20 protein-coding genes are annotated in these 22,271 nt (G+C 31.7%); 10 read left to right on the top strand and 10 right to left on the bottom strand.

Annotated features, from left to right (window positions below):
• The first annotated feature begins 10 nt into the window (after positions 1 to 10).
• From CX675_RS01220 to CX675_RS01205, 4 genes are all read left to right on the top strand, one after another.
• Complete coding sequence (locus CX675_RS01220) at positions 11 to 1,153, top strand: hypothetical protein (RefSeq protein ID WP_130733393.1); 1,143 nt, start codon at positions 11 to 13, stop codon at positions 1,151 to 1,153.
• 149 nt (positions 1,154 to 1,302) lie between these two features.
• A complete protein-coding gene (locus CX675_RS01215; RefSeq protein WP_130733392.1) occupies positions 1,303 to 1,656 on the top strand; it encodes a T9SS type A sorting domain-containing protein in 354 nt (117 codons plus the stop codon).
• Between the two features lie 107 nt (positions 1,657 to 1,763).
• The gene (locus CX675_RS01210) at positions 1,764 to 3,500 is read left to right on the top strand and encodes a T9SS type A sorting domain-containing protein (RefSeq protein ID WP_130733391.1); all 1,737 of its coding nucleotides are present in this window, start codon (positions 1,764 to 1,766) and stop codon (positions 3,498 to 3,500) included.
• Positions 3,501 to 3,647: 147 nt separating this feature from the next.
• Positions 3,648 to 4,628, top strand: a complete 981-nt coding sequence (locus CX675_RS01205; RefSeq protein ID WP_130733390.1) for an acyl transferase — start codon at positions 3,648 to 3,650, stop codon at positions 4,626 to 4,628.
• Here the strand turns inward: CX675_RS01205 and tyrS are convergent, their stop codons facing one another.
• Positions 4,629 to 5,936 carry a tyrosine--tRNA ligase gene (tyrS, locus tag CX675_RS01200; RefSeq protein WP_130733389.1) on the bottom strand — a complete coding sequence of 436 codons (1,308 nt, stop codon included), beginning with the start codon at positions 5,934 to 5,936 and terminating at the stop codon, positions 4,629 to 4,631. It abuts the gene before it with no gap.
• A 138-nt stretch (positions 5,937 to 6,074) separates the two neighbouring features.
• Between tyrS and CX675_RS01195 the strand changes: the two genes are divergently transcribed.
• Positions 6,075 to 7,067 carry an NAD-dependent epimerase/dehydratase family protein gene (locus tag CX675_RS01195; RefSeq protein ID WP_130733388.1) on the top strand — a complete coding sequence of 331 codons (993 nt, stop codon included), beginning with the start codon at positions 6,075 to 6,077 and terminating at the stop codon, positions 7,065 to 7,067.
• On the opposite strand, the gene CX675_RS01190 is transcribed toward CX675_RS01195, so the two are convergent.
• Genes CX675_RS01190 through CX675_RS01180 form a run of 3 tightly spaced genes read right to left on the bottom strand, consistent with a single transcriptional unit; the run spans position 7,021 to position 9,526 of the window.
• The gene (locus tag CX675_RS01190; RefSeq protein WP_130733387.1) at positions 7,021 to 7,455 is read right to left on the bottom strand and encodes a DUF4296 domain-containing protein; all 435 of its coding nucleotides are present in this window, start codon (positions 7,453 to 7,455) and stop codon (positions 7,021 to 7,023) included. The two genes, CX675_RS01195 and CX675_RS01190, sit on opposite strands and share 47 nt — an antisense overlap.
• Before the next feature lie 2 nt (positions 7,456 to 7,457).
• A complete protein-coding gene (locus CX675_RS01185; RefSeq protein WP_130733386.1) occupies positions 7,458 to 8,801 on the bottom strand; it encodes a dihydroorotase in 1,344 nt (447 codons plus the stop codon).
• Complete coding sequence (locus tag CX675_RS01180) at positions 8,801 to 9,526, bottom strand: polyprenol monophosphomannose synthase (RefSeq protein ID WP_130733385.1); 726 nt, start codon at positions 9,524 to 9,526, stop codon at positions 8,801 to 8,803. Before CX675_RS01180 ends, CX675_RS01185 begins: the two co-directional genes overlap by 1 nt.
• Positions 9,527 to 9,630: 104 nt before the next feature.
• On the opposite strand from CX675_RS01180, the gene CX675_RS01175 reads away from it, so the two are divergent.
• A complete protein-coding gene (locus CX675_RS01175) occupies positions 9,631 to 10,299 on the top strand; it encodes a DUF4271 domain-containing protein (protein ID WP_130733384.1) in 669 nt (222 codons plus the stop codon).
• 10 nt (positions 10,300 to 10,309) lie between these two features.
• Complete coding sequence (locus CX675_RS01170) at positions 10,310 to 11,068, top strand: uroporphyrinogen-III synthase (protein ID WP_130733383.1); 759 nt, start codon at positions 10,310 to 10,312, stop codon at positions 11,066 to 11,068.
• Between the two features lie 91 nt (positions 11,069 to 11,159).
• Here CX675_RS01170 and pckA read toward each other — a convergent pair whose 3' ends face one another.
• The gene (gene pckA, locus CX675_RS01165; RefSeq protein WP_130733382.1) at positions 11,160 to 12,785 is read right to left on the bottom strand and encodes a phosphoenolpyruvate carboxykinase (ATP); all 1,626 of its coding nucleotides are present in this window, start codon (positions 12,783 to 12,785) and stop codon (positions 11,160 to 11,162) included.
• Between the two features lie 73 nt (positions 12,786 to 12,858).
• On the bottom strand, positions 12,859 to 13,242 hold the full coding sequence (locus CX675_RS01160) for a DUF423 domain-containing protein (RefSeq protein WP_130733381.1): 384 nt from the start codon (positions 13,240 to 13,242) through the stop codon (positions 12,859 to 12,861).
• 155 nt (positions 13,243 to 13,397) lie between these two features.
• Between CX675_RS01160 and CX675_RS01155 the strand changes: the two genes are divergently transcribed.
• From CX675_RS01155 to CX675_RS01145, 3 genes are all read left to right on the top strand, one after another.
• Positions 13,398 to 15,998: a zinc-dependent metalloprotease gene (locus tag CX675_RS01155; RefSeq protein ID WP_130733380.1), complete on the top strand. Its 2,601-nt coding sequence runs from the start codon at positions 13,398 to 13,400 to the stop codon at positions 15,996 to 15,998.
• 177 nt (positions 15,999 to 16,175) lie between these two features.
• Positions 16,176 to 17,546 (top strand): saccharopine dehydrogenase family protein, encoded by a 1,371-nt coding sequence (locus CX675_RS01150; protein ID WP_130733379.1) that lies wholly within the window; start codon positions 16,176 to 16,178, stop codon positions 17,544 to 17,546.
• Between the two features lie 92 nt (positions 17,547 to 17,638).
• Positions 17,639 to 18,109, top strand: a complete 471-nt coding sequence (locus CX675_RS01145) for an Lrp/AsnC family transcriptional regulator (protein ID WP_130733378.1) — start codon at positions 17,639 to 17,641, stop codon at positions 18,107 to 18,109.
• 77 nt (positions 18,110 to 18,186) lie between these two features.
• On the opposite strand, the gene CX675_RS01140 is transcribed toward CX675_RS01145, so the two are convergent.
• The 4 genes from CX675_RS01140 to CX675_RS20065 all read right to left on the bottom strand — a co-directional run.
• Positions 18,187 to 18,885: a zinc metallopeptidase gene (locus CX675_RS01140; protein ID WP_130733377.1), complete on the bottom strand. Its 699-nt coding sequence runs from the start codon at positions 18,883 to 18,885 to the stop codon at positions 18,187 to 18,189.
• Between the two features lie 226 nt (positions 18,886 to 19,111).
• On the bottom strand, positions 19,112 to 19,525 hold the full coding sequence (locus tag CX675_RS01135; protein WP_130733376.1) for a hypothetical protein: 414 nt from the start codon (positions 19,523 to 19,525) through the stop codon (positions 19,112 to 19,114).
• An 82-nt stretch (positions 19,526 to 19,607) separates the two neighbouring features.
• Positions 19,608 to 20,207 (bottom strand): hypothetical protein, encoded by a 600-nt coding sequence (locus CX675_RS01130; protein WP_130733375.1) that lies wholly within the window; start codon positions 20,205 to 20,207, stop codon positions 19,608 to 19,610.
• A gap of 234 nt (positions 20,208 to 20,441) precedes the next feature.
• The coding region (locus tag CX675_RS20065; RefSeq protein ID WP_240723556.1) for a class I tRNA ligase family protein at positions 20,442 to 22,271 on the bottom strand (1,830 nt) is incomplete at its 5' end.

The raw sequence follows: 22,271 nt of genomic DNA, 5'->3' as shown, positions 1-22,271 counted from the left end.
ACACAATAAAATGAAAAAATTACTTTTATCGGTATTAACAGTTTCGGCTTTAATCATCACATCATGTTCATCAGATGATGATAACAACACATCAAACGAACCGGCTGTTGTAACAATAGACCCTACAAATATGGCTGGATCTATTTTAAACAATCAAAGTGCTACTCTTGATGCAAGTCAAACTTATAAATTATCAGGTCCATTAGTTGTAAAATCAGGTGGAAAATTAACTATCCCTGCTGGAACAAAAATTGAAGCTACTGGTGGTACTGCTTCTTACATAGCAGTAGCTCAAGGAGCAAAAATCTACATCAATGGTACTGCTTCTCAACCTGTTATCATGACAAGTGGAAAAGTAAACAAAGCTACTGGCGATTGGGGTGGTTTGGTAATTTGTGGAAAAGCTAAAACAAATTTAGGAACAAATGTATTATCTGAAGTTGGAGATTTACCATATGGAGGTAATGACGATAATGACAATTCTGGTTCAATCACTTACTTAAGAGTTGAATATACTGGAGCTGCTTTCTCTACAACTAAAGAATTTAATGGTGTTTCATTATTTGGAGTTGGTTCTGGAACAGTTTTCGAAAACATCCAAGCATACTACAGTGGTGATGATGGTATCGAATTCTTCGGTGGAAATGTTCATGCAAAAAATTTAGTATCTATTTATGCTGAAGACGATTCAGTTGATTTTGCTGATGGTTTTTACGGTACAATTGAAAATGTTTACATTAAAGACGTTGCTAAAGCTGGTGTTGAAGGTTCAAATAACGGAAACAACTTTGCTCAAACTCCAATGACAAATGCTACATTAAAAAACTTCACTATCTTGAAAGGATCTTTAGCTGGTTCTGAGCAAGGTATGTATTTAAAAGAAGGAACTGGTAAATGGAATTGCCAAAACATCTACATCGATGGTTTCGATAAAGGCTTAAAGATAAAAACTACAGCTGAAGATCCAACTTCAAACACAAATGTTGATAATGGTTTAGTAACATTCAATCCAATCTATTTTGGTGCGTCTATAACAACACAGTCTGAATATGCAGGAACAAATACTACTTATTTAACTGTTAGTTCTAATACTGGTGCTGGTAATGGAGCAGACCAACCAACATGGTCTACAGGATGGACAATTGGTTTCTAATCAGATTTGTTAGAAAATCTATATAAAAAACCCTAAAAGAGAATAGAGTTTTTCTATATAAAAAGTTAAAAATCCCTCATAATGAGGGATTTTTTATTTGGCATTGTTATTGCATTAAAAAAAAATATTATATTTACAATCTAAACAAAATGCTAGTGATAAAAAAATACTTTTATATAATTCTTATTAGTACGCTTTTATTTTCTGTAACTTCTTGGTCTCAGAATGGTAAAAATATTGTTTCAAGTACAAATAGCACTCAAGAGCCTACAATTGAGGGTCTCACTATTTATCCTAATCCAGTAAACAATGGAAAAATATATATTACATCAAAATTAGGTCTAGAAAAGAAGATTGAAATTTTTGATGTATTAGGAAAAAAAGTATTTGAAGCCGTTGTAACTACAAAAGAAGTAAACATTAGCGCACTAAACACAGGTGTTTACATTGTAAAAGTAAAAGAAGGCGAAACCTCTGCAACTAGAAAGCTAATTATCAATTAGTTATCATTTCAACACCTTTCCTTATTTAACTATTATTTTACATTACCTATTTTCAAAAAACAGAAAATAGTTCTTATATTTGTTCACATTTAAAAAACTTAAAAAAAATGAAAAAACTTTACTTTTTAGTTACTTTATTTATAACGTCTTTATCATTTGGACAAGCTACCGATTTATATTTTAGCATGTATGCTGAAGGCTCATCTAACAATAAATTTTATGAGATTTATAACGGAACTGGAGCAGCAGTTGATTTAGCTAGCTATTCGGTAGAACTATATGCAAATGGAGCTAGCACACCTAACAATACATTAACATTCCCTGCATCAACTATGTTAGCATCAGGCGATGTATATGTTGTTTATAACTCATCTTCAAACGCAACAATAATAAGTGCAGGAGATATTAGTTCTTCTACCTGTAATTATAACGGAGATGATGCATTAGCACTTTTAAAATCAGGAATTGTAATTGATGTAATTGGAGAAATCGGTAATGATCCTGGAACAGCATGGAATGTTGGCAGCACAACTGGCGGAACTGTGAATCACACTTTGGTAAGAAAAAGTTCGGTTTGTAGCCCTAATCCTGTAGCCTTATCTTCTTTTGGAACAGACGATGCTACTTCAGAATGGATCGTATATGCTATTGATGCTGAATGGGCACAAATTGGATCACATAACGGATGCTCAACATCTCCTTCTTTAGCAATATCATCTCCTGCAAACGCAACACTTTTTAACCCATTAACTACATCCGTAGACGTTTCTTTTTCAGTTGCTAATTTTGCAGTTGCTAATGGATCAGGTGACGGGTATATTAAATACACTGTAAATGGTGGAACTGCAGTTGATAAATTTGACACTTCAGATATAAGCATTCCTGTTGCGCAAGGACAATCTTATGCCGTTACTTTAGAATTAGTTGACAATGCTGGCAACCCATTAGCTACACCAGTTACAGATAATGTGGTATTTTCAGTAGATATTTTATATGTTATGTCTGACATTGCTTCTCTAAGAGCAGACGTAATTACTAATGGAGCAGGAAGATATTACCAAATTAATTCTAACCCTACCATTACTTTCAAAAGATCAATAAGAAATCAAAAATACATACAAGATGCTACTGCTGCTATTGTAATTGATGATACAGCTGGTACAATTACAGTAGGAAACGAAGGAGATGGATTATCAGGATTAGTAGGTCAAGCTTATGACTTTAATGGGTTATTAGAATTTATACCTACTCAAGATGCATCTGTAGTTGCTGGTGCTACTATTACTCCACAAGTGGTTACCATTGCAGATGTTGTAGCTACACCAGAAGATTATGAGAGTGAATTACTTCAAATTAATGGAGTAACTTTTGATGCAACTAACACAACATTTGCAACGAATACAAATGTACCTGTAACTGCACCTACAACTACTACATTTAGACCTATTTTCTCTGAAGTAGATTATATTGGTCAAAATATTCCAACTAACCCAACAAATATTATTTGTTTTGCAGGTCAAAGCACTGCTGCCATTGTTCCAACTACAAATGAAGTATATTTAGTTTCTAGATCATTAACAGATTTAACTTTATCTACAAAATCTTTTGATTCTATCGATGGATTAAAAATGTATCCAAATCCTTTAACTGGAAACATCTTAAATTTCTCTTCAAATGCTAATGCAGCTATGACTGTTCAAGTTTTTGACGTGTTAGGAAAAGAAGTAGTAAAAGGAAATGTAAGTAACAATACTTTCAATACAGGCAATTTAAATGCTGGTATTTACATTGTAAAAATAACTGAAGAAGGAAAAACAGCTACTAGAAAATTAGTAGTAAAATAATACTATTGTTATTCTGAATGTATTTAACTCCGTTGAATCTTCGATTTCAGAATCTCAAAAAATTAAAAGCACCAATATTTTATTGGTGCTTTTTTTATTTTATACTTTTGTACTTATTCTAATGGCGCATCGCTTCAGAACCCTATCATGATTCACACAGAAGATATATTTACAATTTCAAGCAAGAGAGACTTTGAAAAACTTACCTTAAAAGTTTTTCGTTACCAATATGACAACAATAAAGTTTATCAAGAATTTTGTAATTTTTTAAAAAAAGACAAGTCGAATGTAAAAGCAATCGTTGACATTCCTTTTTTACCCATACAATTTTTTAAAAGTCATGAAATTGTAAGTTCTACAACTCGTATTGAAGAAATTTTTACTAGTAGCGGAACTACTGGTTTGCAAACTAGCAAGCATTTAGTAACCGACATTTCTTTATACGAACAAAGCTACCGCAAAGGGTTTTCAGAATTTTATGGCAATATTGAAGATTACTGTGTGTTAGCATTACTTCCTTCTTATTTAGATCGCGAAGGTTCTTCCTTAATTTATATGGTTGATGATTTAATTCAAAGTAGCAACCATCCAGACTCTGGTTTTTATTTAAATAATTACCAAGATTTGATAACCAAATTAATGGCATTAGACCAATCAGGGCAAAATGTTCTCTTAATTGGAGTTACCTATGCCCTATTAGATTTAGTTGAACTTTATCAATTTAACCTAAAAAACACCATCATAATGGAAACGGGTGGTATGAAAGGTAAAAGAAAAGAAATGATTCGAGAGGAATTACACGCTATTTTAAGCCATGGTTTTGGCGTTCCGGTCATACATTCTGAATATGGCATGACCGAGCTCTTATCACAAGCCTATTCACTTGGTAACGGTATTTTTGAATGTCCTCCTTGGATGCAAATTCTCACTAGAGATACAGAAGATGCTTTATCCTATGTTTCTGATGGAAAAACAGGCGGAATTAACGTTATTGATTTAGCCAATGTTAATTCGTGTTCGTTTATTGCCACACAAGATTTGGGAAAAAAATATCCCAACCATTCTTTCGAAGTGTTGGGACGTTTTGATCATTCCGATATTAGAGGTTGTAATCTAATGGTCTTATAATTACACCACTCTTATTACATAGTAGTTTTTCTTTCCTTTTTGCAATAACAAAAACTGATTATTAATTAAATCTACTGCCGTAATAATCTTATCTTCTTTTACTTTTATTTTATTTAAAGAAACTGAATTTTGCTTTAATTCTCTTCTGGCATCACTATTTGAAGCCAAGAAATTAGTTTTAGTAGCTAAAGCCGATATCATATCTAAACCTGCATCAAAATCAATTTTAGAAATAGAAGCCATTTTTATACCTTTAAAAATATTCAATAAATCATCCTCAGACATATTGTTTAGTTCAACCATATCTTTACTAAAAAAAGCATTTGATGCAACAATAGCTCTATCAAGTTCTTCTTTTGAATGAACTAATACCATTAATTCTTCCGCTAAACGCTTTTGCAATATTCTTAAATGTGGTGCTTCGTTATGTTCAGCAATTAATTTTTCTACTGTATCTTGGTCTAGAAACGTAAAAATTTTGATATATTTTTCTGCATCAACATCAGTAGTATTTAACCAAAATTGGTAAAAAGTATATGGTGTGGTTTTATCGGCATCTAACCAAACATTCCCACCTTCCGATTTTCCAAACTTAGTGCCATCGGCTTTTGTTATCAACGGACACGTCATAGCATACGCTTTAGATCGCTCTTCATTATCCACATTCATTCTACGAACTAGTTCTGTACCAGTAGTAATATTTCCCCATTGATCACTTCCTCCCATTTGCAATAAGCAGTTGTATTCTTTATTTAAATGGTAAAAATCATACCCTTGAATTAATTGATATGTAAATTCAGTAAAACTCATTCCTTCACTTCCTTCATCACCACTTAACCGTTTCTTAACAGAATCTTTCGCCATCATATAGTTCACTGTAATACGCTTTCCTACATCTCTAGCAAAATTAATGAATGAAAAATCCTTCATCCAATCATAATTATTAACTAATATAGGAGCAGCTGCATCTGTCGCATTGAAATCTAAAAAACGAGATAACACACGTTTAATTCCATCCACATTATGATTTAGCGTTGTTTCATCTAATAAATTACGTTCATTTGATTTTCCAGATGGATCACCTATCATTCCTGTTGCACCTCCAACTAAAGCGATAGGTTTGTGACCAAACTTTCGCAAATGCATTAATAAAATAATAGGCACTAAACTTCCTATATGTAAAGAATCAGACGTTGGATCAAAGCCAATATAAGCTGTGGTAGACTCTTTAACTAATTGTTCTTCAGTTCCAGGCATCACATCATGGATAAGGCCTCTCCATCTTAATTCTTCTACTAAATTCTTCATTTTTATAATAAATTTTCGCAAATATATCAATTTTAAAAACCAAACTTCCTATTCCAAATTCCAAATTTTATTAAAATTTTAAAAAATATTCTGAAAAGCATTTTATAAAAAGTCAAACAATCTCTTTATATTTACCCTATGATTTTAGTAACTGGTGCAACAGGCTTAGTAGGTTCCTATTTGTTATTGCAACTGCTTCAGGAAAATGAAACGGTTAAAGCATTGTATAGAGAACCCAAAAAAATACAAACCGTAAAAAAGGTTTTCGAATACAAAAATCAATTGAATGTATTTGAAAAAATCAATTGGATTCAGGGAGATATTACTGACATTCCTTCATTAGAAATTGCATTTCAAGAAGTAACACAAGTATATCATTGCGCTGCTTTAATCTCATTTGATCCAAATGATGAAGAAAAACTAAGAAAAACAAACATTGAAGGCACTTCTAATATTGTCAATTGTTGCATCGATTTTAAGGTGGAAAAACTATGCTATGTGAGTTCGATTGCTGCTTTAGGAGATACTAAAGAAAACGAGCATATAATTACAGAAGAAACAGAATGGAACCCAGAAAAACACCACAGTGATTATGCTATTTCAAAATATGGCGCAGAAATGGAAGTTTGGAGAGGATTCCAAGAAGGACTTAATTGTGTTATTGTAAATCCAGGAATTATTTTTGGTTATGGCTTTCCACAACAAGGAAGCAGCGCTTTTTTTAATACTATAAAAAAAGGAAGTACATTTTATACCAAAGGGAAAGTTGGAATTGTAGCGGTTGAAGATGTCGTTGCCATAATGCATTTAGCAATGAAAAAGGACATTTTAAACGAACGTTATATTCTGGTAGCTGAAAACAGAACATATGAAACAATTTTGTTTTGGATAGCTGACGCCATGAAATTAAAAAGACCTTTCATTAATGCCAACAAAACAGTAACTCGGCTTGCTTGGAAAGCAGATTGGTTATTATCTAAACTAACAGGGAGAAAAAGAAAATTCACAAAAAATGTAGCCATTGCTTCTCATAACAAAAATGAGTATAGCAATGAAAAAATAATCAAAACGCTAGACTATACTTTTATTGAGATGAAACACTATCTTTCTTTATTTGCGGAAACCTTTTAGCAAATTCTCTATTTCTTTCATCTTTTTTATCAGGTCTATTTCTTTTTTCTTGAGCTAACAAAGTATCAATTTCAGTTTTATTACGTTCAATTCTTTCTGAAACTTGCTCAAACATATTTTTGTATTTCTTAAAATCGGAAGCATAATAGCGCTGGTTTTGATAATAAGTAACACTATCGATATTATACTTTAGATAAATGTAATTCTTAATTCTTATTTTATTCTCCGTTAGTGTATTTGGCAAATAGGATTCTGCCGCTTGTAACAAAGCCGTATCGTATAAAATATCCACCATGATATCTTCATCTAATAATCGATCCGGTTTTGAAACTGGATTTTCATTACACGAAAAGCAAACCAACAATGCCAAAAAAATTATTTTTTTCATAATTATTCTCTTTCAAACAATAATCTTTGAGCTGCTTTAACTTCTTTAACTTTCCCATTAGAATAGACTAATTTACCATTCACAAAAGTATGAGTTACTCTAGATTTAAACGTTGATCCTTCAAATGGAGACCAGCCACAATGATATAAAATATTTTCTTTTTTTACATTCCAAGGCAAATGAGGATTAACTATAGCTAAATCGGCATAATACCCTTCTTTAACAAAACCTCTTTTTTCAATTTTAAAGATTTTTGCAGGATTATGACACATTTTTTCCACCACCTTTTCTATTGTTATTTTCCCTCTATGAACTGCTTCAAACATGGCCACAACAGCATGTTGTACTAAAGGCCCACCAGAAGGACAACTCGTATATGTATTTATTTTTTCTTCTAGAGTATGAGGTGCATGATCTGTTGCAATAACATCAATTTTATCTTCTAGTAATGCCTTCCACAAAGCATCCCTATCGTCTTTTGTCTTAACAGCAGGATTCCATTTTATTAATGCCCCTTTATTTTCATAGTCTTCGTCGCTAAACCAAAGATGATGTACACACACTTCAGCCGTTATTTGTTTTTGTTCCAAAGGAATTTTATTAGTAAACAATTCCATTTCTTTAGCGGTTGACAAGTGAAACACATGAAGTCTAGCTCCTGTTTTCTTTGCTAATTCAATTGCCTTAGAAGAAGAAATATAGCACGCTTCTGCACTCCTAATTAACGGATGATACTTCATAGGAATATCGTCTCCAAACTCTTCTTTGTATTTTTCTAAATTAGCTTTAATAGTTCCTTCATCTTCACAATGAACCGCAATTAGCATCTTAGTTGAAGAGAAAATTTTTTCTAAAACATCTTGATTATCTACGAGCATGTTCCCTGTTGACGATCCTAAAAAAAGTTTAATTCCTGCTACATTTCTTGGATTTGTCTTAAGTACTTCTTCCAAGTTATCATTCGTTCCGCCCATCATAAAAGAATAATTAGCATAAGAAGTTGTTGCAGCAATCTCATACTTTTGTTCTAATAATTCTTGTGTAACTGCATTCGGTATTGTATTTGGTTGCTCTATAAAAGAAGTTATACCTCCAGCAATAGCCGCTTTACTTTCGGAAGCAATATTCCCTTTATGCGTTAATCCTGGCTCTCTAAAGTGAACTTGATCATCTATAGCCCCAGGAATTAAATAACTTCCTTCTGCATCTATTATAATACAATCAGACGATTTTAAACTGATTTGTTCTGCAATTTCTTTGATGAATTCGTTTTCAATTAATACATCTCCTTCAAAGACTACACCTTCATTAACAATTTTAGCATTTTTAATTAAAAAAGTACTCATTATAGTTGGTTAAAAATTTTTCTTATTCTTAATAATATGACTCCGAAAACAGCTTCTCTAATAATTGAACCACTCATTTTTGATTGTCCTTTAGTCCTATCTGTAAAAATGATGGGTACTTCTACAATTTTAAATTGCTGAACATAGGCTCTGTATTTCATTTCTATCTGAAACGCATAACCAATGAATTTTATTCTATCTAAATTAATTTTTTCTAAAACTTTTTTATTGTAGCATATAAATCCCGCTGTAGCATCATGAATTTTCATACCCGTAATTAACTTAACATACACCGATGCAAAATAAGACATTAGCACTCTATTTAAAGGCCAATTTACAACGTTTACACCTGTAGAATATCTTGACCCAATGGCTACATCGGCCTGTTCATCTGTACAAGCCAATAACAAACGTTCTAAATCTTTCGGATTGTGTGAAAAATCAGCGTCCATTTCAAAAATATAATCATAATCTTGAGATAAAGCCCATTTAAATCCATGAACATAAGCTGTTCCCAGTCCTGATTTTTTTGGTCTAACCGATAGGAAAAGCTTATTTTTATATATTTCTTGTAATTCCTCTACTCTTTTAGAGGTACCATCAGGTGAGTTATCATCTACAATTAAAACATGAAATGAAGTCGACAAAGAAAACACTGCATCAAGTATATTGTCTATATTTTCAATTTCATTATAGGTAGGTATGACTACTATTGCCTTAAACATTATTTAAATTAATTTTCAGCTACAAAAATAAACTATTTATTAAGTTTATCTCTTAATAAATTTATAATAATTATTTGAAGTTAATTTTTGTAAATTTGTTGCAAATGTTAACAATACAATTTCAGGAAAGAATAATACAATTTAAAGATTGGGCAACAATTTTATTTGTCCTCAATTTCATTATTATTGCCATCAATAGAAATGTTTTTCAAGCTCGTTTTAGTGAATTTATAAAACTAGCTATTTCAGATAAATACACTAAGATTTACAAAGACACTAGCAATCTTATGAGTGGCTTTACAATTTCCATGTTTTGTATTCAGTTATTTTCTTTATCCTTTTTTATTCTTTTATTATTAAAACACTTCAATTATTCTAAAACAAGTGAAGGTATTTTATTCCTTCAAATTTTCACTTTTTTAGCTGTCTTTATTTTATCGAAATATCTGATTGAAAAAATTATAGCTACTTCATTTAAAATTGAAGAGTTTAATGAACAATTTAACTTATTAAAGGTAAGTTATCGCACTTACTTTGGCTTTTTACTTTTACCAATTAATGTTATCCTTTTTTATAATCCAATTTTAAATAAAAACTGGATTTATTTTGTACTTATCACAATAATGATTCTTGCGAATTTAACTACCTATATTGTCACCCTAAAAATCTATCAAAATTTGGTAATGCGTAAAATATTTTATTTTATTTTATATCTTTGCACCCTTGAAATAGCACCTTACTATTTTATCTATTATTTTATTATAAAAAATTAGAACAAAGCGTATGTCAAATTTAAAAGTGAAAACAATTTTGGTTTCACAACCAGAGCCTAAAGTAGAGAATTCTCCCTATTTTGAGTTACAAAACAAACTTAAAGTTAAAGTTGACTTCAGACCTTTTATCCATGTAGAAGGTGTTCCGGCCAAAGAAATCAGAGCTCAAAAAATAGATTTAAACCATTTTACGGCTATTATTTTAACCAGTAGAAATTCTGTGGATCATTTTTTTAGAGTTGCTGAAGAAATGCGCTTTAAGGTTCCTGAAGATATGAGGTATTTTTGTCAATCAGAAGCAGTTGCTTTTTACCTACAACGTTATGTTGTATATAGAAAGAGAAAGATTTATGTTGGTCAAAAAGATTTTGGAGATTTAGCTCCGTTAATTAAAAAGTATAAAGATGAAAAATTTTTACTTCCTGCATCTGATCAATTAAACTATGATATTCCACAAACATTAGATAGTTTAAAAATTGCTTGGACTCCAGCTATTTTTTACAAAACTGTAATGAGTGATTTGTCTGACTTAAAAGATGTGTACTATGACGTTCTTGCTTTTTTTAGTCCTACAGGAATAAAATCACTTTTTAAAAATTTTCCAGATTTTAAACAAAATAATACACGAATTGCTGTATTTGGAACAACAACACAAAAAGAAGCGATTGATAGTGGCTTAAGAGTTGATATTATGGCTCCATCACCTGGAACGCCTTCTATGACTGGAGCATTAGAAAAATATATTATAGAAGCAAACAAAGGAAAATAAAACTACAATTTTCTTTTACATACAAAAAAACAAAAGGTTCTGATAATCAGAACCTTTTTTAATAGTTGTAAAAATGAAATATGTTCACTTTTTATAATACGGGACCAGCATGTATTAATTGCTTTCCTTCTTCATTATCTGTATACTGCTCAAAGTTTTTAACAAATCTAGATGCTAAATCTTTAGCTTTCACTTCCCATTGATTTGCATTTTCATAAGTATCTCTAGGATCTAAAATAGCAGGATTAACATCATGTAAAGAAATTGGAACATTAAAATTAAACACTGGAATTACTTTAGAATCAACTTTTTCAATTGAACCATCTAAAATAGCATCTATAATCGCTCTTGTATCCTTTATTGAAATTCTTTTTCCTGTTCCGTTCCATCCTGTATTTACCATGTATGCAGTAGCATCATGCTCTTCCATTTTCTTCACTAATTCTTCCCCATATTTTGTTGGATGTAAAGAAAGAAATGCTTTGCCAAAACAAGCCGAAAAAGTAGGTTGTGGCTCTGTAACTCCTCTTTCAGTTCCTGCTAGTTTTGCTGTAAATCCTGATAAGAAATAATATTTTGTTTGCTCAGGAGTTAATTTAGAAACTGGAGGCATCACACCGAAAGCATCCGCTGTCAAAAATATAACTTTAGTAGCATGTCCTGCTTTAGATATAGGCTTAACAATATTTTCTATATGGTCAATTGGATATGAAACACGGGTATTTTGTGTTACTGAACCATCAGTAAAATCAATTTTACCTTTTTCATCAAGGGTAACATTTTCCAACAAAGCGTTTTTACGAATTGCCTTATAAATATCTGGTTCATTTTCAGCACTTAAATCTATTGTTTTTGCATAACATCCCCCTTCAAAGTTGAAAACACCATCATTATCCCAACCATGTTCATCGTCACCAATTAATTCTCTTTTAGGGTCTGTTGAAAGTGTTGTTTTTCCAGTACCAGATAATCCGAAGAAAACCGCAACATCTCCATCTTTTCCTTTATTTGCTGAACAGTGCATTGAAGCTATTCCTTGCAAAGGCAAATAATAGTTCATCATGGAAAACATTCCTTTTTTCATTTCTCCACCATACCAAGTACCTCCGATTAACTGAATTTTTTCTGTTAGATTAAAAGCCACATAAACTTCTGAGTTTAAATTATGGTCTTTATATTCTTTAAAAGAAGCCTTAGAGGCATTCATTACAATAAAATCTGGTTCTCCAAAATTTTCTAACTCTGCTTCCGTTGGTCGAATAAACATGTTCTTCACGAAGTGGGCTTGCCAAGCCACTTCCATGATAAAACGCACTTTTAATCGGGTATCCTCATTGGCACCACAAAAGGCATCTACTACATATAATTTTTTTCCTGATAATTGATTAACAGTAGTTTCTTTTAATGCATTCCATGTCTCTGTAGTAATTGGCTTATTATCATTTACTGCTTTATCCGAAGTCCACCAAATTGTTTCTTTGGTTACCTCATCTTTTACGATATATTTATCTTTAGGGGAACGTCCAGTGAATTCACCTGTCATAACATTAACAGCTCCAAGTTCTGATAATTGACCCCTTTCAAATCCTTTTAAACCTTCACTCAATTCTTCTTCGTACAAAAATTCATACGATGGGTTGTAAATAATTTGTGAAGCGTTTCTAATTCCATATTTTTCCAACGAAATCGTTTTCGTAATTTGGGCGTAGCTATTCATAAAAAATGAGTTATGTTGTGTATGTTTTAAAGTGCAAAATTATAAATTTAATTTTAGAATGAGCTACTAATTCTTATTTTTTAGTAAAAACACAATAAAACAAGTGACCCCAAGAAGCAATTAAGAATAATCCTCCTACAGGAGTTATTGGTCCAATAAGCTTTGTTTTCATGGCTGTTATAGAACTTGTTGATAAAAGATAAATTGAACCAGAAAATAACAACACTCCTACCAAAACCAAATAAAAAACCACTTCTTTTTCTTTCAATGTTAAAAAAGAGGTATTAACTATGAATAATAAAAACAAAGCATGATAAATTTGATAACGCACTCCTACTTCAAAAGTAGCTAACTGCTCAGCAGTTAATACTTTTTTTAATCCATGCGCTCCAAATGCTCCAAGGACAATAGCTATTCCTCCTAATAATAAAGCCGTTAAAAGAATTTTCTTTTCCATTCTATTTTTTTTGTAAAAATAGTAACTAATTGGCTAATCCTTACACTTTAATACTATACGCACTATCATTTTTAGTTTTTTTTAACTAATTGTAAACAAATAACCCTAATCGATTTTTATATCTTGCATCATCATAAACCAATTTATAATTCAAAATGAAAATAAGCACCTTTACACTAAACAGAAATGTTTTATCTGCATTTCTACTTTGCTTTTTTCTTTTACAAGGGCAACATTCAGAAGCACAAAGTAGAAAGAAAAGGAAAGAAAAAGAAGCAGCTGCTTTAGCTGCAAAGGCAAAAAAGTCTGAAAAAAAAACCATTGAAGAATTAATTAAACAGAGTAAAAAGATAGAAGGTCTTTTTACCATTTATCAAGACACAGTTACTGGAAGCATCCAAATGCTTTTGAAAGAAGATCAAATCGGAAAAGAATTTATTTACTTCAATCAAATTGCAGACGGAGCAGCAGATATTGGTCAATTTAGAGGTTCTTATGGACAATCTGTTGTATTTAAAGTTGAAAAATATTTTGATAAAATTGAGTTTATTACTCAAAATACTTCTTTTTATTTTGACCCTAATAATCCTATCTCAAAATCACAAGATGCAAACCTAAGTAAAGGAAATATGGCTAGCGAAAAAATTCTGGCTTCTGATACTGAAAAAAAACTATACTTAATTGCTGCAAATGATCTTTTCTTGAAGGAAACATTGGCACAAATTAAACCTTCAAAATCACCATCAGCGTCGCCTTTTTCTTTTTCCTTAGGAAGTTTGGACAAAGACAAAACAAAAATAAATGCCATTAGAAATTATCCTGAAAACACTGATATTGCTGTAGAATACGTTTATTCTAGTCCAGCTATTTTAAATAATGGTTCCAATTCTCTATCTGATGGAAGAAACGTAAGTATAAAAGTATATCATAGTTTTATTGCTATTCCTGAAAATGATTTTGAAATTCGTTTAGACGACCCTAGGGTAGGTTATTTCACAACACAAGTAGACGATCAAACTGCTACAACTTCAACTCCTTATCGCGATTTAATTCATCGCTGGAATTTGGTAAAAAAAGATCCAAACGCACCTCTTTCAGAACCTGTTACCCCAATTACTTGGTGGATCGAAAATACCACTCCTTTAGAATGGAGAGAAACTATTGCTGAAGGCGTATTAGAATGGAATAAAGCTTTTGAAAAAGCAGGTTTTAAAAATGCGATGGTAGTTAAAATACAACCTGACGATGCTACATGGGATGCTGGCGATATTCGTTATAATGTATTACGATGGACATCTTCTCCTGATCCCGCTTTTGGAGGATATGGACCTAGCTTTGTTAATCCTTTAACAGGAGAAATATTAGGAGCCGATATCATGTTAGAGTATGTGCATTTTACAAATAGAGTTTTATATGACAAACTATTTGATTTATCTGCAACTAGTACCAATAATAATGTAATTCCAACCGAAAATAATCATAAATTATGTTCATTAGGACATATTATGCATGAAAACACTATGTTTGGACAAGCGCTTCTTAGCAATGTAGCCAACTCTGATTTAGAGATGGCTCGTATGAAAAAAGAAGCTATGCTTGCTTTAGTAATGCACGAAGTAGGTCATACTTTAGGTTTAAATCACAATATGAAAGCAAGTCATATTTTTTCTCCAGAACAACTTAGCGACCCTGCTTTCATAAAAGGTAAAGCACTAACAGGATCGGTAATGGATTATGCAGACATTAATATTACTTTAGACCGAACCAAACAAGGACAATACTATGATACTTCTGTAGGCCCTTATGACGTTTGGGCTATACAATTTGGTTACACCCCTTTTAAATCAGAGTTAGAGAAAAAAGCCTTACTGAATAAATCTACGCAACCTGAATTAATTTTTGGTAATGATGCAGATGATATGAGAGCTCCTGGTAAAGCTATCGACCCAAGAGTAATGATTGGTGATTTATCAAACGATCCTATTAGTTATTCGATAAATAGATTTAAACTAGTAGATAATATGATGAAAGAAGCTAAAACTAAATTTACAAAAACCGGTGAATCATATCAAGAACTAAGAAGAATCTATTATTTATTAAGCAACCAAAAAGGTATAGCAGCTGGAGTAATCTCAAGATTTATTGGAGGTGTATATGTAGACAGAGCAATGGCTGGCCAAGCAACAGGAATAAAACCATATACTCCTGTTAGCTTAGAAGATCAAAAAAGAGCCATGAATGCACTTGAAACATATGTTTTTGCACCAAATGCTTTTAGCGCTCCACATGATCTTTATAACTTTTTAGCGATGCAAAGAAGGGGCTATAATTTCTTTAACGGACCAGAAGACCCAAAAATTCACCTACAAGTATTACGCTATCAAGCTAACATTCTAGATCATATTTTACACTACAATACCTTACAAAGAATTGTAGACAGTGAACTATATGGAAACAAATACAAACTAGCTACTTTCATGATCGATTTAAATAATGCTATTTTTAAAGCAGACGCTTATACTAATATTAATACTTTCAGACAAAACTTACAAGCAGAATACACGAATCGATTGATTGAAATAGCGAAAAATGACTCGAAAAACAGAAATTCAAATGTAGTTAAATCAATGGCTTTACATAATTTAAAAAACATTAGAAAAATGATGTCAACCAATACTAACGTTGATATTTCTACAAAAGCTCATAAAGAATATTTGGTTACACTTATAGATAACAATTTGAAAGAAATCAAATAAAAGCACACATATCAATTAAAAAGAAGCACCTAAAATTAAAGGTGCTTTTTTATTTCATATAGTAGTATAAAAACATAAAGTGTTAAATCAATCTTATTTTAGAATATATTTTAATGTAAAATTTTTATAAATATAACAATTTACTATCTTCGTGTGATATTTTTGCAAATCATAATCATGAGAAACATATTAGTTATTGGTGCTGGAAGAAGTGCATCTTCCCTAATCAAATATTTATTAGACCAATCCGAAAAAGAACAATTACATATTACTATAGCCGATTTATCACTTGAATTAGCTCAGAAAAAAACAAACAATCATCCAAATGCTAAACCTATAGCTTTCGATATTCTAAATGCAGAACAACGCAAAGTTGAAATTCAGAAAGCTGACATTGTAGTATCTATGCTACCAGCTTTCATGCATATTGATGTGGCTAAAGATTGTCTTTTTTACAATAAGCACATGGTTACCGCCTCTTATATTAGTCCTGCTATGCAAGAACTAGATAAAGAAGTTAGGGAAAAAGGATTGGTGTTCATGAATGAAATTGGCCTTGATCCAGGTATTGACCATATGAGTGCCATGAAAATCATAGATGAAATAAGAGAAAAAGGTGGAAAAATGATTTTATTTGAATCGTTTTGTGGTGGATTAGTAGCTCCTGAAAGCGACACTAATCTTTGGAATTATAAATTTACTTGGAATCCTAGAAATGTTGTTTTAGCAGGCCAAGGTGGCGCAGCAAAATTCATTCAAGAAGGCACTTATAAATATATTCCTTACAACAAACTCTTCAGAAGAACTGAATTTTTAGAAGTAGAAGGTTTTGGTCGATTTGAAGCCTATGCTAACAGAGATTCATTAAAATATAGAGAAGTGTATGGTTTAGAAGATGCCTTAACCGTTTATCGTGGTACTATAAGAAGAGTAGGCTATTCTAGAGCATGGGATCTTTTGGTACAACTAGGCATGACCGATGATTCGTATACCATAGACAATTCGGAAGAAATGACTTACAGAGAATTTACGAATTCTTTCTTACCCTATCATCCAACTGATACGGTAGAAATTAAATTGAGACATGCCCAAAAAATAGATCAAGACGATATTATTTGGGACAAACTATTAGAATTAGATTTATTTAATGGCGTAAAAAAAATTGGTCTAAAAAAAGCAACTCCTGCTCAAATATTAGAAAAAATATTATCTGAAAAATGGACATTAGAGTCAAATGACAAAGACATGATTGTTATGTATCATAAATTTGGCTATGAATTAAAAGGAAGAAAACATCAAATAGACTCCACTATGGTTTGTATTGGAGACGATCAAACCTACACTGCTATGGCAAAAACAGTAGGCCTTCCTGTTGCAATTGCTACGGTAAAAATTTTAAATGGTCAAATTACAACTCCTGGTGTTCAACTACCTATTTCTAAAGAAATTTATGCACCTATACTGAAAGAACTAGAAGACTATGGCGTTATTTTTAAAGAAATAGATGTCGACTATATGGGTTATAATCCACTAAATGTAAGCAGTTAATTAAATACAAATATTATATTTATAAACATAAAAATCATTTTTTATATATAATTTAGTGTTTTTTCTATAATAAAAGTTACAAATAAACAAACATGAAGATAAATCAATTACAAATTGAAATTGACGGAATAGATAAAGAGATTTTGCGTGATTTAATGGAAGATGCTAGAAAACCTATTTTACAAATTGCTAAAAAAATAGGCATCTCTGGTGCTGCTATTCATCAAAGGTTACGAAAGTTAGAACAAGCGGGTGTTATTTCTGGTTCCAAATTTACGGTTGACATAAAAGTGTTAGGCTACTCCACAATGGCTTTTGTAGGTGTCTATTTAGAAAAAGCATCTAGCAATGCTGATGCTGTAAAAGAGCTTAAAAAAATTCCTGAAGTTTTAGAATGTCATTATACAACTGGAAATTGGAGTATACTAATTAAAATTATCTGTAAAGACAATGAGCACTTAATGCAGTTATTGAATAAAAAAATTCAAGCGATTAAGGGTGTGTCAAGAACAGAAACTTTTATTTCACTAGAACAACAAATAGACCGACAAATACAGTTCTAAAAATAGAAATCTCAAAAAACATAAAGTCCAAATTCTTAACAGAATTTGGACCTTTTTATTTCAATTTATTGAAAAATTTAATCTCTAGAACCTAGAATACGAAATCCCCAATACAAAAGAGAAGCTAAAGCTCCTAAAGCCGCAACTACATATGTTCTAGCTGCCCATTTTAGAGAATCTTCTGCCCCAACATATTCTTGTTGTGTAAGCATGTTTTTGTTTTTCAACCAAGCTAAAGCTCTATTACTTGCATCATATTCCACTGGTAAAGTTATAAAACTAAACAATGTTGCAATCGCCATTAATAATAAACCCGCTACAGCAACATAAAAACCAATACTAGTCTTTACTGCAAATCCTAAAATTAAACCTCCCATAATTAACCATTGTGATAAACTAGAAGATACATTAACCACAGGTACCATTTTGGAGCGCATGGTTAACCAACTGTAAGCTTGTGCATGTTGAACAGCATGTCCACATTCATGTGCTGCTACAGCTGCTGCTGCTGCATTTCTTTGATTATAAACTGCTTCACTTAAGTTCACTGTTTTGTTCATAGGATTATAATGATCAGTCAACTGACCTGGTGTTGATATTACTTTTACATCATAAATTCCGTTATCTGATAACATCTTTTCAGCAATTTCTGCACCACTCATTCCATTTTGCAAATGCACCTTAGAGTAATGAGCAAATTTACTTTTCAAACGCGCACTTACTAAAAAACTAAAAAGTGCAATTCCTCCAATTACTATTAAATAGGTAAAATCCATACAATTCTTTTTTTTAAAAATAAACTATTATTTCCATAACAAATAATATTCCTATTTTTAAAAAACCGTCAGTTTGTCATTCAAAATACTGAAAAACAATAAGTTAACAAAATTTTAACAATAGTAAATACAAAAACTATGACATATTTATAATATATATCAAACAAATTTGAAATAAAGAAACATGATGTTAATCAAAAAAAGAAGCTTAAAGCCTCTTTTTTGATTAATTTGTTGGTATTTTCGTTTTATTCACATCCATAACAGGCAACAACCCATTAGATGGCACGTAAATAATTTGTGGTAAATCGCCTTTGTCTGCTAATTTTTCTAAAGTACGAATAAACAAATACTGATTATACGTTTCGCTCAATGTTCCGTTTTCTACACGCATTGCTTCAGCCATCCCTTTTGCTCTTTCAATTTCAGCTTGTGCATTTAACTTTTCCGCTTCTAATTTCGCCTTGGCTTCCTCTACCAAAATTCTTCGGTTTTGTTCTGCTTTAGCCATTTCTGCTTTTCCTGCCATTTCTTGTTGCCAAACATTATATCTTGGCAAACCAAACATAAGTAAAGCCACAAAAAGAAAAATAAAAAATAGTACTCCTATAATTACTTTTCCTGCATTTCTTCTTTCCATATTTTTAAAGTTTTGAGTTACTTATTATACGCAAAAAATGGAAAATGTTACAAAAAAACAGCGTAAAAACGAAAAACAAGAGTTACGACACGTTTTTCAGTTCTTTATTTTTTTTAGCCTCTTCAAAAAGTTGTCTGCGTAAACTTTGCTCTCTTTCAATACAAACTCTTCGGTAAGATTCATACTCTTCTTCTAAATCTCTTAAAACAGCTTTAGAATGACTCGTTACGGCATTAGCGGTTTTAAATCGGTAAAATAAAATTCCGGCTACAGCCAATGTTACCAAAAATAAAGTCCACATGGTAATTGAATAATTATCTTTACTAACCAGCATTCCTAAAAAAGAAATACTTGCTTTTTCTTCATTTAAAACATTATTGGTTTGCTTTAATTCCTGAATTTGATTTTGCAGTACAATAATATTCTTTTTATTATCCGCAATTTCTTTATTTAAGTCCGTTTGAATTTCTTGCTGTTGATTGATATAACTTTTTAAAGAATTCTGAAATCCGTAGATAGCATTTTTTTCAATTACTTTATAGTTTTGGTAACTCGATGATTTAGTAATTAAAGTGTTTAAATCAGTTGCAATTTTTGGTTCGTTTTCCTGAGCAAAGGACACCGTTAAGGAAGCACTAAAAAACAATAGTGCTACCAACATTCTTTTTGATAGTTGAGTCATGATAGATTGGTTTGAAAATTTAAAAAAAAGGACTTTTCGTTTTTAATAGAAAAAGGCCATTATTGTTTGTTTTACTACAAATAATGAAAAAAAACTGCTTTTATTGTGCAAAAATCTAATTTTAAGGTTTTTTTTAGATATTTCATGCGTTTTTATAAGAATTTTCAATAAAAAAATCCCAAACAAACTGTTTTTCGTCTGTTTGGGATTGTATTTTTAAACCAAAAAGAAAATCTATCCTACTAAATTAATAATTTTCCCTGGAACGATAATTACTTTATTGGGTGTTCTTCCTTGCAATTGATTTTGTGTTCTTTCATCTGCCATTACAATTTCTTCAATTTGTTCCTTGGTTAAATCCAATGGCAATTTCATCGTAAAACGCATTTTTCCATTAAAAGAAACGGGATATTCCTTTTCGCTTTCCACTAAATATTTTTCTTCAAAAATTGGAAAAGACACCTTGGCAATCGAACCTTCGTGACCTAAAGCGCTCCATAATTCCTCTGCAATATGAGGCGCATAAGGCGACAACACAACTGCTAATGGTTCCAAAATAGCACGATGATGACATTTTTGTTGGGCCAACTCATTCACGCAAATCATAAATTGGGAAACCGAAGTATTAAAAGAGAAGTTCTCGATATCTTCTGTCGCTTTTTTAATCGTTTTATGTAGCGATTTGTACATTTCTGTTGTAGGTTCGTCGTTGGTTACTATCAAACCATTATCATCAAAATACAAACGCCATAACTTTTTAAGAAAACCATATACCCCTGTAATTCCAGCAGTGTTCCAAGGTTTAGCTTGTTCCAATGGCCCTAAGAACATTTCATACAAACGTAGCGTATCTGCACCATATTCTTCACAAATATCATCTGGATTGACTACATTGTATTTCGATTTCGACATTTTTTCTACTTCGCGAGTAACAATGTATTTCCCATCTTCTAAGATAAATTCTGCGTTTTTATAATCTGCATATAAAGGATGCGCTTTGAATTTTTCAATATCCAATTCATTGGTAATATCATTGATACATGATAAATCTACGTGAATTGGATGAACATTTTTATCTTTAATTAATCCTTTAGAATATAATGTTTTTGAATCTTCACTTCTGTAAACAAAAGCACTCATTCCCAAAATCATTCCCTGATTAATCAGTTTTTTGAACGGTTCTTCGGTTGGTGCGAAACCTCTATCTTTTAAGAATTTGTTCCAAAAACGAGAATACAATAAATGTCCGGTGGCATGCTCACTTCCTCCTATATATAAATCAACATTTTCCCAATACGCTAATGCTTCCTTACTTGCAAACTCGTTTTCATTGTGTGCATCCATATAACGCATCCAATACCAAGACGAACCTGCCCAACCTGGCATGGTGTTTAATTCTAATGGAAAAACTTTAACGTTATCTATTAACTCACAACTGACAACTGACAACTTTTCTGTATCCCAAGCCCAAATAGTTGCATTTCCTAAAGGCGGTTGGCCGTCTTCTGTAGGTAAATATTTTTCTACTTCTGGCAACACAATAGGTAAATGTTTCAAATCGATCATTTGTGGTAACCCATTAACGTAGTAAACAGGGAAAGGTTCACCCCAATAACGTTGTCTTGAAAAAACGGCATCGCGCAAACGGTAATTGGTTTTCCCTTTTCCTTGACCGATTTTTTCAAGTGCTTCGATTATCTTTTTCGTACCTTCTTTATAGCCTAAACCATTTAAAAAATCAGAATCCACTAATTCAAAACCTTCTTTGGCTCCAAAAGCAGCTTCCGAAATATCTTGATTGAAAATATTTTTAATTTCAGGCATACCTTTCGTGCCTTTAAAGAAATTAGCAAACGCATAATCACGTTCGTCTCCACAAGGAACCGCCATAACTGCACCTGTCCCATAACCTGCTAATACATAATCCCCAATCCAAACTGGAATGGGTTCTTTAGTAAACGGATGTTCAGCATACGCTCCAGTAAACACACCAGAAATGGTTTTTACATCGGCCATACGCTCTCTTTCTGAACGTTTTGAAGTCGCTTCAATATACGCTTCAAC

Origin of the sequence: Flavobacterium sp. J27, assembly GCF_004303025.1 — a bacterium.
GTDB lineage: Bacteria > Bacteroidota > Bacteroidia > Flavobacteriales > Flavobacteriaceae > Flavobacterium.
This window is presented reverse-complemented; position numbering and strand designations above follow the sequence as displayed.

Bases quoted from the DNA above. Each gene is read 5' to 3' on its own strand.
- CX675_RS01130 (WP_130733375.1), bottom strand. From the start codon at position 20,207: ATGACTCAACTATCAAAAAGAATGTTGGTAGCACTATTGTTTTTTAGT.
- CX675_RS01170 (WP_130733383.1), top strand. From the start codon at position 10,310: ATGTCAAATTTAAAAGTGAAAACAATTTTGGTTTCACAACCAGAGCCT.
- CX675_RS01140 (WP_130733377.1), bottom strand. From the start codon at position 18,885: ATGGATTTTACCTATTTAATAGTAATTGGAGGAATTGCACTTTTTAGT.
- CX675_RS01145 (WP_130733378.1), top strand. From the start codon at position 17,639: ATGAAGATAAATCAATTACAAATTGAAATTGACGGAATAGATAAAGAG.
- CX675_RS01135 (WP_130733376.1), bottom strand. From the start codon at position 19,525: ATGGAAAGAAGAAATGCAGGAAAAGTAATTATAGGAGTACTATTTTTT.
- CX675_RS01195 (WP_130733388.1), top strand. From the start codon at position 6,075: ATGATTTTAGTAACTGGTGCAACAGGCTTAGTAGGTTCCTATTTGTTA.
- tyrS (WP_130733389.1), bottom strand. From the start codon at position 5,936: ATGAAGAATTTAGTAGAAGAATTAAGATGGAGAGGCCTTATCCATGAT.
- CX675_RS01215 (WP_130733392.1), top strand. From the start codon at position 1,303: ATGCTAGTGATAAAAAAATACTTTTATATAATTCTTATTAGTACGCTT.
- CX675_RS01180 (WP_130733385.1), bottom strand. From the start codon at position 9,526: ATGTTTAAGGCAATAGTAGTCATACCTACCTATAATGAAATTGAAAAT.
- CX675_RS01185 (WP_130733386.1), bottom strand. From the start codon at position 8,801: ATGAGTACTTTTTTAATTAAAAATGCTAAAATTGTTAATGAAGGTGTA.
- CX675_RS01220 (WP_130733393.1), top strand. From the start codon at position 11: ATGAAAAAATTACTTTTATCGGTATTAACAGTTTCGGCTTTAATCATC.
- CX675_RS01190 (WP_130733387.1), bottom strand. From the start codon at position 7,455: ATGAAAAAAATAATTTTTTTGGCATTGTTGGTTTGCTTTTCGTGTAAT.
- CX675_RS01175 (WP_130733384.1), top strand. From the start codon at position 9,631: ATGTTAACAATACAATTTCAGGAAAGAATAATACAATTTAAAGATTGG.
- CX675_RS01150 (WP_130733379.1), top strand. From the start codon at position 16,176: ATGAGAAACATATTAGTTATTGGTGCTGGAAGAAGTGCATCTTCCCTA.
- CX675_RS01205 (WP_130733390.1), top strand. From the start codon at position 3,648: ATGATTCACACAGAAGATATATTTACAATTTCAAGCAAGAGAGACTTT.
- pckA (WP_130733382.1), bottom strand. From the start codon at position 12,785: ATGAATAGCTACGCCCAAATTACGAAAACGATTTCGTTGGAAAAATAT.
- CX675_RS01210 (WP_130733391.1), top strand. From the start codon at position 1,764: ATGAAAAAACTTTACTTTTTAGTTACTTTATTTATAACGTCTTTATCA.
- CX675_RS01155 (WP_130733380.1), top strand. From the start codon at position 13,398: ATGAAAATAAGCACCTTTACACTAAACAGAAATGTTTTATCTGCATTT.
- CX675_RS01160 (WP_130733381.1), bottom strand. From the start codon at position 13,242: ATGGAAAAGAAAATTCTTTTAACGGCTTTATTATTAGGAGGAATAGCT.